Raw genomic sequence first — 12,506 nt, 5'->3', positions numbered from 1 at the left:
GGTTAGCCCTGGCTTTGCGTCTGGGTCTGCGCGCTGTCGACGGCGTGGACTGACACTTCCAGCCGCTCCCGACCGCCGCCGCGCCGCGCGCCGCGGACGGGGGCGGCGTCCAGATAATCGAGCCCCGTCGCCACCCGCACATAGCGCTCGTCGGCCGAGATGCCGTTGGTCGGATCGAACGCGACCCAGCCGAGATCGGGCACGAGCGCCTCGGCCCACGCATGCGCGGCCTCCTGCCGCGGCTGGTCCGAGCGGGCGAGATGCCCCGACACATAGCGCGCAGGAATGCCGAGCTGGCGGGCGGCGGCGATGAAGATGTGCGCGTAATCCTGGCAAACGCCGTGTCGGCGGGCGAGCGCCTCCGTCGCGGTGGTCGCCGCGTCGGTCAGCCCGGGATCGAACCGCATCACGCTTCTGATCGCGCCCATCAGGCCGTGGAGCGTGTCGAGCGTGGATCCGCGCGACGCGGCATAGGCCAGGTCGATCAGCTCGGCATCGGGTTCGGTCAGCCGCGTGCGGCGCAGGAACACCGGTGCGGGCAGCGGCTCGGCGAGCCCGGATTGCACGCCTGCGGTTTCGGTGGTGGTGACGCGGCCCTGCACCCGGAGCGTGAGCGTGGAGGACGGCGCATCGGCGTAGAACATCTGCACGACGTTGCCGAAGGCGTCGCGGGATTCGCGGATGGCGCCGCCTACGTCCGTCACCACGCGCCAGCTGTCGATATGCTGTGCATGGCTCTTGCGCGGCTTGACGCGCAGCGCCTGGATGATGCCGCTCGACGGGGCATCGTAGCGATAGGTGGTGGCGTATTCGATGGTGATGCGCATGGGATCAGAACAGATACTGCTCGGCGACCGCCCGGCCCAGCCGGTGGTTCTCGGCCAGGAAGCGTTGAAGGAATTCGTGAAGACCGTCGGCGAAGATCCGCTCGGTCTTGCTCGATTCCAGCCAATCGAGCGTCGCATGGCCGATGCGGTCGGCCGGGCCGCGCCGCCCGCTCTCGGCAGCCAGCAGGTCGAGGTGGCGCACGGCATCGCCGTAGCTCGCGATCAATGATCGCGGTGCCTGGCGCTGCATGATCAGCAGATCGGCGACCAGCCACGGCTTCACGCTCTGCCGGTAGATCCATCGATAGGCGGTCAGCGCGGACACGGTGCGCAGGATGGTCGCCCATTGAAAGTGGTCGAGCCCGCCGCCGACCCGCTCGTCGCTCGGCAGCAGCAGGTGATATTTAACCTCGAGGATCCGGGCGGTGTTGTCAGCGCGCTCGATCGCGGCGCCCAGCCGGATGAACCACAAGGAGTCCGACCGCAGCATCGACCGGTGAAGCGCACCGTCGAGGGCGTGGAGCGATCGCTTCACCATATCCAGGATCGCGCCCGCGCTCGCGCGGGTGGCCGGCTGGTCGCGAAGCTTCTGCACATCGTGATAGGCCGCGTTGATCGCTTCCCAGGCATCGATGGTCAGCGCGGTGCGCACCGCCCGCGCGTTGGCGCGCGCCCGCTCCAGACAGCTGCGGATCGACGACGGATTGTCGCCGGCCAGCGCCATGTGCTGAAGCGTCGCGTCCTCGTCCAGCTCACCGTCGGCGGTCTTCCAGCCGTCCGCCCCGGCAGCCTTCAGCGCGCTCGTCCAGACCTCGGCGGCATCGTCATGGCTGGAAGGGAGCGCGGCCAGGCGCAGCGTGGCGTCGAGCAGGCGGACGACGAAGTCCGCACGCTCCATGTACCGGCCAAGCCAGAACAGGTTGGAGGCGGCGCGCGACAGCATCAGGCTAAACCGCGCAGGCGAAGGGCGAGACGCCGCAGGAAGGGCACGCGCTCAACCATCGATCACCCATGTGTCCTTTGTGCCGCCGCCCTGGCTCGAGTTGACGACCAGCGACCCTTCGGTCAGCGCGACGCGCGTCAGGCCGCCGGGCACCACGGTGATGCCGTCCGCACCCATCAGCACATAAGGGCGAAGGTCGACGTGCCGCGCGCCGATGCCGTCGTCGCCCAGCGTCGGGCAGGTGGACAGCGCCAGCGTCGGCTGCGCGATGAACTTGGCAGGGTCGGCCCGCAGCTTGCCGGCAAAGGCATCGATCTGCGCGGCGGTCGCATGCGGCCCGACGAGCATGCCATATCCGCCGGATCCGTCGACTTCCTTCACGACAAGGTCGGCGAGGTTGTCGAGCGTGTAGGCAAGCGCATCCGGTTCCCGGCAGCGATAGGTCGGCACGTTTGGCAACAGCGCATCCTCGCCGGTGTAGAAGCGGATGATCTCGGGCAGGTAGCTGTAGACCGCCTTGTCGTCGGCGATGCCGGTGCCGGCGGCGTTCGCCAGCGTGACGTTGCCGGCATGATAGGCGCTCATCAGGCCCGGCACGCCCAGCACTGAATCCGGCCGGAAGGCGAGGGGATCGATGAAGGCGTCGTCGATCCGGCGGTAGATCACGTCCACCTGACGCGGTCCGGCAGTCGTGCGCATGTAGACGATGTCGTCGCGCACGAAGAGGTCGTCGCCTTCCACCAGCTCCACGCCCATCTTGTCGGCCAGGAAGCTGTGTTCGTAGAAGGCGGAGTTGTGGTAGCCCGGCGTCAGCACGGCGATGGTGGGCGCGCGCTGCCGCCCGTCCGGCGCGACCGATCGCAGCGTGTCGGCCAACAGGTCCGGATAATCCTCGACCGGGGCGACGCGGTGGCGCGCGAACAGCTCCGGGTGCAGGCGGAACATGACCTCGCGGTTTTCGAGCATGTAGCTGACGCCAGACGGCGTTCGGACGTTGTCCTCCAGGACATAGAAGTCGTCGGGACCCGTGCGCACGATGTCGATGCCGGAGATGTGCGTGTACACGCCGCCGGGCGGGCGGAAGCCGATCATCCCGAGCTGATATTGCGGGTTGAGGAGCACAAGCTCCTCCGGGATCACGCCGGCCGCCAGGATCTCCCGCTTGCCGTAGATGTCGGCCAGGAAGGCGTTCAGCGCCGTCACCCGCTGGATCAGCCCTCGCTCCAGCCGCTGCCATTCGGTTCGGGTAATGATGCGCGGCACGATGTCGAACGGGATCAGCCGTTCGTCCGCACGATCATCGCCGTAGACGGCAAAGGTGATGCCGATGCGGCGGAAGAAGCCTTCCGCCTGCGCCCGCCGGGTCTGCAGCAGCGCGTCGTCCGTCTCGCTCAGCCAGCGATCGACGCGCGCATAGCTCGGGCGCGGGTCGTCACCGGGAAAGCCGCGCATTTCATCGAAGATGGGCTGGCGCGCCACCTAGACCACGGCCCCCGCCTCGGACACCTCTTCGGTGATCACGTCGAAGCGGGTGAGCGCGGCCGGCCCGAAGCTGGTGGTGAGCGCGGCATCGGTGGCATCGCGGCCGCGCGCCATCAGGATGCGCCCGATCCGCGGCCGGTTGTGCCGGGCATCGAACGTGTACCAGTTGCCGCCCAGATAGACGTCGAACCAGGCGGAGAAGTCCATTGCCGCTTCGCTGCGCGGCTCGCGGATCTCGCCCAGATAACCGGTGCAGTACCGCGCCGGAATGTTCATGCAGCGGCACAGCGCGATCGCCAGGTGCGCGAAGTCGCGGCACACGCCCGTCTGCTCCTGATGCGCGTCCCACGCGGTCTTGGTGTGCCGCGCGTGATGATATCCGAACTCGATATGATCGTGGGTGAAGTCGACGATTGCCTGCACGCGGTCCCAGCCCGGCCGGATGTGACCGAACAGCCCCCAGGCGGTTTCCGACAGGCGGTCCGTTTCGCAATATCGGCTGCCGAGCAGGTACACGAGCACGTCGTCCGGCAGCTGCTCGATCGGCAGCTGCGGCGCGTCCGGCGCGTAGATGTCGGCCGCACCGGTGTCGCGGATCACGAAATCGCAGTCCAGCGTCACGCCGCCCTCCGGCACGGTCAGGCGCGTGCAGATGTTTCCGAAGCCATCGACGTAATTGTACATCGGCACGTCGGGCGTGGCGGTGATGCGGTGGAGGGTCACCAAGTCCTTGTTGCGGGACGGGTGCACGCTCAACAGCGCCAGCAGGGGTGTCGGCTGAGCGGTCTCCAGCCTGATGTTGTAGCCCGCCCGGATCAACATACGCCCACTCTCCCTCACGCCGCCCCGGCTGCCGCGGCGCCGGATCCGTACCGTTGATCCCCGTCCATCCTGATGTCGACGGACACGTCCATGCCGGCATTGCTGCCGGGAAACCCGATGAAACTGCCGGACAGCGGCACTGCCTGCCGCGGGTCGCGTGCCACCGCCACCCGCACAAGCCCGTTTCCGCCGACGATGCCGTTGGTGGGATCATATTCGATCCACCCCGACCCCGGCAGGAAGATGCGCACCCAGGCATGGGTGTTGCCGCCGCCAACCACACCCGCACCCCGCGGGCTATAGACATAACCGGACACAAAATGTGCGGCCAGGCCGAGAGACCGCGCCGCCTCGATCATCAACATGGCAAAGTCGCGGCAGGTTCCCTGCCTCACCCCAAGCGTTTCGACCGGGGTCTGGGTTCCTTCCGCATGGCGCGGAACATAGGTGAAGTCACGCCGGATCGCCGCCGTCATCGCCGCGAGCAGCGCCAGCGTCTCCGTCGGGCGATCCATCCGCACGAACCCGCGCGCCCAGCGGTCCACCAGCCGGGCGGGATCGGGGTGCTGCCGCTCGATCGTGCGGAGCAGGTCGGCCATGTCCTCGGCCGCATAGCTGAACGGATAGCGGCGGGCGTAATCCTCCACCTCGATACCTCCGCCGTCCAGCGGTTCGTGCTCCAGCCGCACCCGGCTCGCAACCCGGAGAGCCCGGGCGCGGCGCGAGAAAGTCGCCAGCGCGACCGAGTTGCCGAACACGTCGTGAACCCAGCGCACCCGCTGCGGTGCGGGATCGATGTCGAGATCGGCTTCCAAGATCCGTTGGTCGTGGGCTGCCCGCGGCCGCATCATGATGCGGTGTTCGCCGAACGACACGGGCTTCGAATAACGATAGGTGGTGACGTGGTCGATCGTCAGGATCGGCATCGCACCGGAGACCTTCCACCCGTGACCATCGCTTCGACTCGCCCTCTGCTGTCGCCATCGGACCCTGCTGCAGTGCAACGTGTCAATGGCAGGAATGGGTGCGGGGGCGGGTCGGACATTCTGCTGATCGGCGATCATGGCGGCGATGCGGTGCCCGCCGCCCTCGACCTCGGCGTGTCCGCGGCGGACATGCGCCGGCACATCGCGGTCGACATCGGCATCCGGTCGCTGGGGGAGGCGATGGCCGACCGGCTCGACGCCGTGTTTCTCTGGCAGCGCTATTCACGGCTGGTGATCGACTGCAACCGGGCGCCGGGCGCCCCGACGTCGATCCCGCCAGTCAGCGACGGCACGGCGATCCCGGGCAATGTCGGCCTGACCGAAGCTGAGCGGGATGCCCGTGCGGCCGAGATCCACGCACCCTACCAGCAGGCGATCGCGGCCGAGATCGCCGCCCGCCGCGCTGCCGGGCGCCCGATCACCCTGGTGTCGCTTCACAGCTTCACGCCCGAGATGGCCGGGCAGGCGCGCCCGTGGCACGTCGGCATCCTCCATGACGGCCGGGAGGATCGGGTCTCGCGCGCGATGCTGGCCACCCTGGCGGCACGCGGCGACCTCGTGGTCGGCGACAACGAACCCTACCGCATGGACGTGATCGACTACACCGTGCCGCGCCATGCCTTTCCCGCCGGCCTGCCCTATCTGGAGCTGGAGGTGAGACAGGACCTGATCGCCGATGCCGCCGGCGTCGCATCCTGGTGCGACATTCTGTCTGATGCGCTCGGCAAGGTTTGTTGAGGCTGTTTCTTGCGCCCAAGCTGATGAAAAAGACCGGATTGGTCCTTCTTTACTTGACATCATGATGCTGCGGCCTGACCGGGCGGTCGGGGAATTTCATGACATCAGGGTCGAAGCAGACAGCCGTGGACGGCGCGCCGCCGCACGTGGACGACGACGTCCACGCAGAACTCGTCGCGCTCATGTTCCACACGATGACGCCCTTGCTGACGGTGGGCGGGATGACCATCGGGCTGAGCCTGCTTGTCGGGCTGCGCACCGGCCACTGGCAGGCATTGCTGATCGCGTGCGCCGCCGGGCTCGTCACCGCCTTTCGCATCGGCTGCTTCATCGGCTACCGGCGTGAAGCGCAGCCGAAACGCTCCCGACTGTGGGAACGACGCTATGCGCTTGGCACCACGCTGTTTTCCGCCGTGCTGGCCAGCTTCAGCATTTATGCCTTCGCGATGGGCAACGGCAATGCGCGGGTGATGGCCGTGGTGATGGTGGTCGGTTACTGCGCCGGCATCGTCACGCGCGCGTCCGTCCGGCCGCAGCTAGCGGTGCGGGCGGTGATCGCCGCCGCCGTTCCGCTCACCATCGTGGCGGGCGCGGGTCTCACGCCGGAGCGGATCGGGATCGCGGTCGCGCTCGCCGCGCTGATCGTCGTCAGCCTGGACACGGTCAAGAACACCTATGCCATCACCGTCGACCAGATCGTGACCCGCCGCGCCTTCGCCCGGCAGGCCGCGTTCGACGGGCTAACCGGGCTCGCCAACCGCACGATGCTGGAGGAGCGGCTGGCGGCGCTGCTTGCCAGCGGGCGGAGCGGGGTGGGCGTCCACTTCATCGACCTCGACCACTTCAAGCTGGCCAACGACACGCACGGTCATGCCGCCGGTGATGCCGTGCTGCGCGTGGTGGGGGAGCGTCTGCGCGCCATCGGCCATCCCGTTGCCTTCGCCGCGCGCTATGGCGGCGACGAGTTCGTGGTGGTGCAGGCCCCGGTCACGCGGCTGGAGGAGGTCGAGCGGCTGGGAATCACGCTTGTCGACCTGATCGGCACGGCCTGCTGGTGGAACGGCAAGGAAGTGCCGATGGGCGCCAGCGTCGGCAGCATCGTGGTCGACCGCGCCCATGACGATGCCGCCGCGGCGATCGCGGCGGCGGATGCGGCGATGATCGCCGCCAAGCGCACCGGCCGCGGCCGCGCCGTGCTGCGCCCGCTGGAACCGGTGGACGGCGAGGACCCGGCCGGCGCGGATGCGCGGGGCAGGGCGGCTTGACGCATCGCGCCGCCGGCTCTACCAGCACGCCTCCGCCGAGGCTTGGCCCCTTCGTCTAGCGGTCTAGGACGTCGCCCTCTCACGGCGAAAACACGGGTTCGAGTCCCGTAGGGGTCACCAAACCGACAGCATCGCGCCGGCGTGGGTCCAGCCAGCTCCGCGCGGCCGCCTGATCCATCCTCGGTGTGCGGCGCCGCGCTACGCCAACCCTATGCGCTTCCCGGCAATCGATCTCGAATCGCTACGGCGCGGTTCGTAGATCGTCGAGGCGGGCGCCCGACGCTCGCTTTTACAAAGGCAGTAGCGGCGGCATGTCCGAACCCGTCTCCCCGTCCGCCATGTGCGGAACCGTTATTCTTGTTGGTCAGGACCGGGCGGGCCACTGGCTCGTGCAGGACAGCGGCCGAAAGCTCGAAGGCTGCTTCATCTCGCGCACCGCGGCGCTCAGCTTCGCGGAGGCCGAGCGGCAGATCTACCATGCGAGAATCGAGATCTGCGCGGCGCCGCTCGTCCCGGTGATCGCGCTCGGAGCGCTCGAGCCGGGCGACCCGTCCCACCACGCGGGTGCCCTGTCATGAGCAGCCAGATCAAGGTCGCCGTGGAGGTTCCGGACGGCCCCTTCGCGACAAAGGGCGCCGAAGTGGTGGTCCGGATCTGTCGCTCCGCCCAGCTCGATCCGCGCTGGGCGGCGGTGGAGAGGGCGCTGGTTTCGCTTCGCCGGCAGGGTCGCCACGCCGTGCGGATCGTCGATGCCGATTGTTCGTGCGGCACCATGCTGATCGAGGTGGCGCGGCTTGCGCGCGCGCTGGGCTTCACCGCCGTTGAAGGGCGCGGCATCGGCACGTCGCCGGCGATGATCGGCCGCGCGCGCGTCGCGGCGATGCGGCACCGTGACCCTGCGATTGGCCTGTCGTTCGAGGGTGGCGAGATCGCCGCCGCCCTGGCGGAGGAGGCGGCATTCCCGGCGGACATCCTGCTCTGGCACGGTGGCGGCGGCGGTCCGCTCCAGTCCGCGATCGCCGCCGCTGCGCGCCAGGTCATCGGCGACACCCCGTTCGGGCATGTCGCGCGGCGGGCGGCATGAGCCGGCGGGACATGCAGTGGCGCGCAGCCGGCGCAGCGCTGCTGGTCGCGTCCTGCGGGATGGGGTTTCTGCTCGATGGGTCGGTGCTGTTGCTGCCTGTCCTCGCACTGGCGCTGTGCGCGCTTCCGCTGATCGTGCACGGCAAGCGGGTCGGGCAGATGCTCCGGGCGGAGCGGCGGGGGCACAGCCATACCACCGGCGTCGTGCACGCCGCGCGTGTCCGGCGACGCGGCGAAAAGGCGCCGTCGACGGGCGCGTCGCGCCGGACATGATGCAGCACCGCGCCGAAAGTCGGATCAAGATGGAAACTGGCGCACCCGACAGGATTCGAACCTGTGACCTCTGCCTTCGGAGGGCAGCGCTCTATCCAGCTGAGCTACGGGTGCCGGCGCGTCACGGGCGTTAGCAAAGCGGAACGCGCTCCGCCAGCCCGAAGCGTCAATGGCGAAGACGGGTGCGGGGCGGGCGGTCGATCGGCTGGAACTCGCCCAGGATGCAGGTCGGCCCGGGGATGCCGGGGCTCGCGTCCACTACCTGGATGATGTCGGGAGAGCACAGGTTGCCGCCATAGACCCGGTAGGCGATCCGCCGCTCGAACCCCAGCCGCGGGCAGGCACGGGGGAGGACGTTCCTGTAGATCCGGGTGCCCGCATCGAAATCGATCACCCGGTCGCTCTGCACCCGGGTGTTGGTCAGCAGGGACGTGTTGATGCACCGCTCCGGCTCACCGGTCTTGCGGGCGCCGTCGCCATAGGTCTGCCCGTCGGCGAGCAGCGTTCCGGCCGCCTCCCGCTTCGCCTCCGCTTCCGCGCGCTCCGTTGCGGTCTGGCAACCGGCAAGCGCCATGGCGGCGCACAGGATGGTGGCGGATGCGGCAAGCCTGGTCATGCTGTCTTCAACGCAGGAGCCGGCGTCTTGGGTTCGAACCGGCAAAGATCGGCGATGGAACAACGCCAGCAGTCCGGGCGCCGCGCCTTGCAGACATAACGGCCGTGCAGGATCAGCCAGTGATGGGCGTGCAGCCTGAACGGGCCGGGCACCACCGCCTCCAGCCCAGCCTCCACCTTGGCGGGCGTCTTCCCCGGGGCGAGTCCTGTGCGATTGCAGACACGGAAGATGTGCGTGTCCACGGCGAAGGTCTCGGCCCCGAACGCCACATTCATCACCACGTTCGCCGTCTTGCGCCCGACGCCGGGCAGCCGTTCGAGCGCATCGCGGTCGGCCGGCACCTCGCCGCCATGCTCGTCGATGAGCGCCTGGCTGAGTGCGATGACGTTCTTGGCCTTGGTGTTGAACAGCCCGATCGTCCGGATGTGCCGCTTCAGCCCGTCCTCGCCCAGCGCGACCATCTGCGCGGGCGTGCGGACATCGGCGAACAGATCGCGGGTGGCCTTGTTCACGCCCGCGTCGGTCGCCTGCGCCGACAGCACCACCGCCACCAGCAGCGTGTATGTGTTGACCGACTGCAGCTCCGTCTCCGGCGCGGGATCGTCCGCCGCCAGCCGCGAGAAAAGGTCGACGACCTGGTCGGGCGTCATGGCAGGTCGAGCACGTCCTGCATCCGGTAGCGCCCGGGCGGCCGCCCCGCGAGCCACCGTGCCGCCGCGACGGCGCCGTCGGCGAAGATGCCTCGATGCTCCGCCCGGTGCGCCAGCCGCACCTGTTCGCCCGCGCCCAGGAACAGCACCTCGTGATCACCGGCGATCGTGCCGCCACGCACGGCAGCAAAGCCGATCGCGCCGTCCGGCCGTGCGCCGCCGGGATCGTCGCGCCGCACGCTGTTCAGCGCCACCCCGCGGGCGCCGGCCGCAGCCTCGCCGAGCAGCAGCGCGGTGCCGGACGGTGCATCCACCTTTGCGCGGTGATGCGCCTCCACGATCTCGATGTCCCAGCCCGCGCCGAGCCGCTTGGCCGCCTCCGCCACGAGCGCGGACAGGAGCGTAATGCCAAGCGAGGTGTTCCCCGTCTGCAGGACGGCGATGCGCAGCGCGGCATCGTCGATCGCATCGTGATCGGCGTCCGACAGCCCGGTCGTGCCGATCAGCAGCGCGCAGCCCGCCCCGATCGCCGCCGCAAGGCTGGCGGGCAGGGCGTCCGGGCGCGAGAAATCGATCAGCACGTCCACTTCGTGCGCGATCGCGGCCAGGTCGTCGCCCCGGCCGGCCGTCGCCGTCACCAGTGCGGGCGCGGCTGCCCGGATGGCCTGCCCCATCCGCCCGCCCGCGCCGATCAGGCCGATGCGCGGCGCCACCTCAGCCGGCGGCATGGCCGGGCGTGTCGGGGATGACCGGCTGGTCGCCAAGGTCGCCCATGCTGCCGTCGGCGCGGGCCTTCCGGCCGTAAACGAACTCGAACAGCGGCGACGCCATCAAGGTGGTCAGGATCGCCATGAGGACGAGCATCGAGAACAGCGTGGGGCCGATGATGCCGCGCTGAAGCCCGATGTTGATGATGATCAGCTCCATCAGCCCGCGCGCGTTCATCAGCGCGCCGATGCCGAGCGCGGTCGCGTTGGTCTGTCCGGTCAGCCGGGCCGCCGCCCAGCACGCGCCGCCCTTCGCCAGCACCGATGCGACGAGGATGGCGAGCGCAATGCTGAGCAGCCCGGGATCGCCCACCAGCGTCAGTTGCGTGTTGAGGCCCGAAAAGGTGAAGAACATCGGCAGGAGCAGCACCACCGTGAACGGCTCCAGCTGCCGGGCGAGCTCCTCCGTCAGGCGGCCGCGCGGCATGGCGGTGCCCAGCAGGAAGCCGCCGAACACCGCATGGATGCCCGCCCAGTCCATCAGGAACGCGGAAAGGAGGAACATCATCAGCACGGACGCGAGCACGCCGTGGCTGACGGTGCCGGCCCGCTCCACCAGCCGGCCGAGCGGCGCAAGCAGCCGGGGCGCCGCGAACAGCATGAACAGCGCGAACAGAACGCCGCAGGTGATCGCCTTCACGGCCACGCCGGGTCCGTCGCCGAAGGACGCCAGCACGATCGCCAGCACCGTCCAGGCGCCCGCATCGTCGATCGCACCGGCCGACAGCGACAGCGTGCCGAGCGGCGTGCCCGACAGCCCGCGCTCATGGATGATGCGGGCGAGCATCGGAAACGCCGTGATGGCGATGCACGCGCCCATGAACAGCGTCGCCTCACCCTTCGTCAGTTCGGGCGAGAACAGCCCGGGCACGCCCATCAGCCACGGCGTGATCGCGATCGCCACCAGGAAGGGCGCAGCCATGCCGGAGATGGAAACGGCCGCCGCGCTTCGCGCATGGCTGCGGAAATGGTCGGACTGGAAGCGCAGCCCGACCAGGAACATGTAAAGGCCGACCCCAAGCTGCGCACCCACATAGAGGATGCCGCGCGTCTCCGTCGGGAACAGCGCCGCCTGCCAGTCGGGCGCGATCAGCCCGAAGAGCGACGGGCCGAGCACCACGCCCGCGATCATCTCGCCCACCACCTGCGGCTGCCCCAGGAAGCGCTTCGCCAGCCACCCCACGGCGCGGCATGCCGCCACGATGGTGAACAGCTGAAGAAAGAACAGGATGCTGAGCTGCGCCGTCGTCATGGGCGGCGGTCATCGCACAGGGCGGGCAGGGTGAACAGCACCCCCGTGCACGCTGGCGCGTCGCGCGCCGACCCCGTAGCGTGGCGCCATGAACCGCCTGTGCAACATCGTGATCCTCACCGGTGCCGGCATCTCGGCGGAAAGCGGCCTGGCGACGTTTCGCGCGGACGATGGCCTTTGGGCCGGCCACCGGGTCGAGGACGTCTGTACGCCCGACGCACTGAGCCGCGACGCGGAGCGCGTGTTCGTCTTCTACGATGGTCGCCGCGCGGAGCTCGCCCGGGTGGAGCCGAACGCGGCCCACCGGGCGCTTGCACGGCTGGACGCGCGGTGGCCGGGCGAACTCCTCCTCGTCACGCAGAACGTCGATGACCTGCACGAGCGTGCGGGTGCGCGCCGCCTGCTCCACATGCATGGGGAACTGCTGTCCGCGCTCTGCCGGGCTTGCGGCGCGCGCGAGCCCTTCGCCGGGGCGATGGCGGCCGGCGCGGGCGGCCGCTGCAGCGTCTGCGACGCCGACGCGCTGCGCCCGGACATCGTGTTCTTCGGAGAGATGCCGTACCAGATGGAGCGGATAGAACGGGCACTGTCGACGGCCGACCTGTTCGTGTCGATCGGCACGTCGGGTGCGGTCTACCCGGCTGCCGGCTTCGTGCAATTGGCCGCCGCCCACGGCGCCCAAACGCTGGAGCTGAACCTGGACCCATCCGCCGGCAGCCGCCTGTTCGACCAGAGCCGCCTGGGGCCAGCGACGCGCCTGGTGCCGCAATGGGTGGACGACCTGCTGGAAGAGGCCGACTAG

At 69.3% G+C, this 12,506-nt stretch carries 15 protein-coding genes and 2 tRNA genes; 7 read left to right on the top strand and 10 right to left on the bottom strand.

From position 1 onward, the window contains the following. Window positions 1-2: 2 nt before the first annotated feature. The 5 genes from GGR88_RS07455 to GGR88_RS07435 are packed head-to-tail and all read right to left on the bottom strand — an operon-like array spanning window position 3 to window position 5,000. Window positions 3-827 carry a transglutaminase family protein gene (locus tag GGR88_RS07455; protein WP_167953912.1) on the bottom strand — a complete coding sequence of 275 codons (825 nt, stop codon included), beginning with the start codon at window positions 825-827 and terminating at the stop codon, window positions 3-5. Window positions 828-831: 4 nt separating this feature from the next. Then, window positions 832-1,770, bottom strand: a complete 939-nt coding sequence (locus GGR88_RS07450) for an alpha-E domain-containing protein (RefSeq protein WP_167953911.1) — start codon at window positions 1,768-1,770, stop codon at window positions 832-834. A 51-nt stretch (window positions 1,771-1,821) separates the two neighbouring features. Beyond that, window positions 1,822-3,249 (bottom strand): circularly permuted type 2 ATP-grasp protein, encoded by a 1,428-nt coding sequence (locus GGR88_RS07445; protein WP_425338470.1) that lies wholly within the window; start codon window positions 3,247-3,249, stop codon window positions 1,822-1,824. Further along, on the bottom strand, window positions 3,250-4,074 hold the full coding sequence (locus GGR88_RS07440; RefSeq protein WP_167953910.1) for a transglutaminase-like domain-containing protein: 825 nt from the start codon (window positions 4,072-4,074) through the stop codon (window positions 3,250-3,252). It lies immediately after the preceding gene. Between the two features lie 14 nt (window positions 4,075-4,088). Continuing rightward, window positions 4,089-5,000, bottom strand: a complete 912-nt coding sequence (locus GGR88_RS07435; protein WP_167953909.1) for a transglutaminase family protein — start codon at window positions 4,998-5,000, stop codon at window positions 4,089-4,091. Window positions 5,001-5,072: 72 nt separating this feature from the next. Here GGR88_RS07435 and GGR88_RS07430 point away from each other — a divergent pair, with 72 nt between their 5' ends. From GGR88_RS07430 to GGR88_RS07405, 6 genes are all read left to right on the top strand, one after another. Next, window positions 5,073-5,798: an N-formylglutamate amidohydrolase gene (locus GGR88_RS07430; RefSeq protein ID WP_425338469.1), complete on the top strand. Its 726-nt coding sequence runs from the start codon at window positions 5,073-5,075 to the stop codon at window positions 5,796-5,798. Between the two features lie 98 nt (window positions 5,799-5,896). Continuing rightward, on the top strand, window positions 5,897-7,063 hold the full coding sequence (locus GGR88_RS07425; protein ID WP_167953908.1) for a GGDEF domain-containing protein: 1,167 nt from the start codon (window positions 5,897-5,899) through the stop codon (window positions 7,061-7,063). 44 nt (window positions 7,064-7,107) lie between these two features. Then, a tRNA-Glu gene (locus GGR88_RS07420) sits at window positions 7,108-7,183 on the top strand. 191 nt (window positions 7,184-7,374) lie between these two features. Beyond that, window positions 7,375-7,641, top strand: coding sequence for a hypothetical protein (locus GGR88_RS07415; protein WP_167953907.1), 267 nt, complete (start codon window positions 7,375-7,377; stop codon window positions 7,639-7,641). After that, window positions 7,638-8,147 (top strand): SAM-dependent methyltransferase, encoded by a 510-nt coding sequence (locus tag GGR88_RS07410; protein ID WP_209023211.1) that lies wholly within the window; start codon window positions 7,638-7,640, stop codon window positions 8,145-8,147. The genes GGR88_RS07415 and GGR88_RS07410 overlap by 4 nt, the downstream gene beginning before the upstream one ends. Then, on the top strand, window positions 8,144-8,419 hold the full coding sequence (locus tag GGR88_RS07405) for a hypothetical protein (RefSeq protein ID WP_167953906.1): 276 nt from the start codon (window positions 8,144-8,146) through the stop codon (window positions 8,417-8,419). The genes GGR88_RS07410 and GGR88_RS07405 overlap by 4 nt, the downstream gene beginning before the upstream one ends. A 37-nt stretch (window positions 8,420-8,456) precedes the next feature. On the opposite strand, the gene GGR88_RS07400 is transcribed toward GGR88_RS07405, so the two are convergent. The 5 genes from GGR88_RS07400 to GGR88_RS07380 form a co-directional block, all read right to left on the bottom strand. Continuing rightward, a tRNA-Arg gene (locus GGR88_RS07400) sits at window positions 8,457-8,533 on the bottom strand. 52 nt (window positions 8,534-8,585) lie between these two features. Further along, the gene (locus GGR88_RS07395; protein WP_167953905.1) at window positions 8,586-9,035 is read right to left on the bottom strand and encodes a hypothetical protein; all 450 of its coding nucleotides are present in this window, start codon (window positions 9,033-9,035) and stop codon (window positions 8,586-8,588) included. Then, window positions 9,032-9,685 carry an endonuclease III gene (gene nth / locus GGR88_RS07390; protein WP_167953904.1) on the bottom strand — a complete coding sequence of 218 codons (654 nt, stop codon included), beginning with the start codon at window positions 9,683-9,685 and terminating at the stop codon, window positions 9,032-9,034. The genes GGR88_RS07395 and nth overlap by 4 nt, the downstream gene beginning before the upstream one ends. After that, the gene (gene dapB / locus GGR88_RS07385) at window positions 9,682-10,413 is read right to left on the bottom strand and encodes a 4-hydroxy-tetrahydrodipicolinate reductase (RefSeq protein WP_167953903.1); all 732 of its coding nucleotides are present in this window, start codon (window positions 10,411-10,413) and stop codon (window positions 9,682-9,684) included. Before dapB ends, nth begins: the two co-directional genes overlap by 4 nt. Next, entirely contained in the window at window positions 10,400-11,704 is a 1,305-nt protein-coding gene (locus GGR88_RS07380) for a cation:proton antiporter (protein WP_167953902.1), read from the bottom strand. Before GGR88_RS07380 ends, dapB begins: the two co-directional genes overlap by 14 nt. Before the next feature lie 88 nt (window positions 11,705-11,792). On the opposite strand from GGR88_RS07380, the gene GGR88_RS07375 reads away from it, so the two are divergent. After that, window positions 11,793-12,506: an NAD-dependent deacylase gene (locus GGR88_RS07375; RefSeq protein ID WP_167953901.1), complete on the top strand. Its 714-nt coding sequence runs from the start codon at window positions 11,793-11,795 to the stop codon at window positions 12,504-12,506.

The sequence above is a fragment of the Sphingomonas jejuensis genome (assembly GCF_011927695.1).
In the GTDB taxonomy this organism is placed as follows: Bacteria; Pseudomonadota; Alphaproteobacteria; order Sphingomonadales; family Sphingomonadaceae; genus Sphingomonas_K; species Sphingomonas_K jejuensis.
The sequence above is the reverse complement of the archived record's forward strand: the minus strand, read 5'-3'. Positions and strand labels throughout refer to the sequence as shown.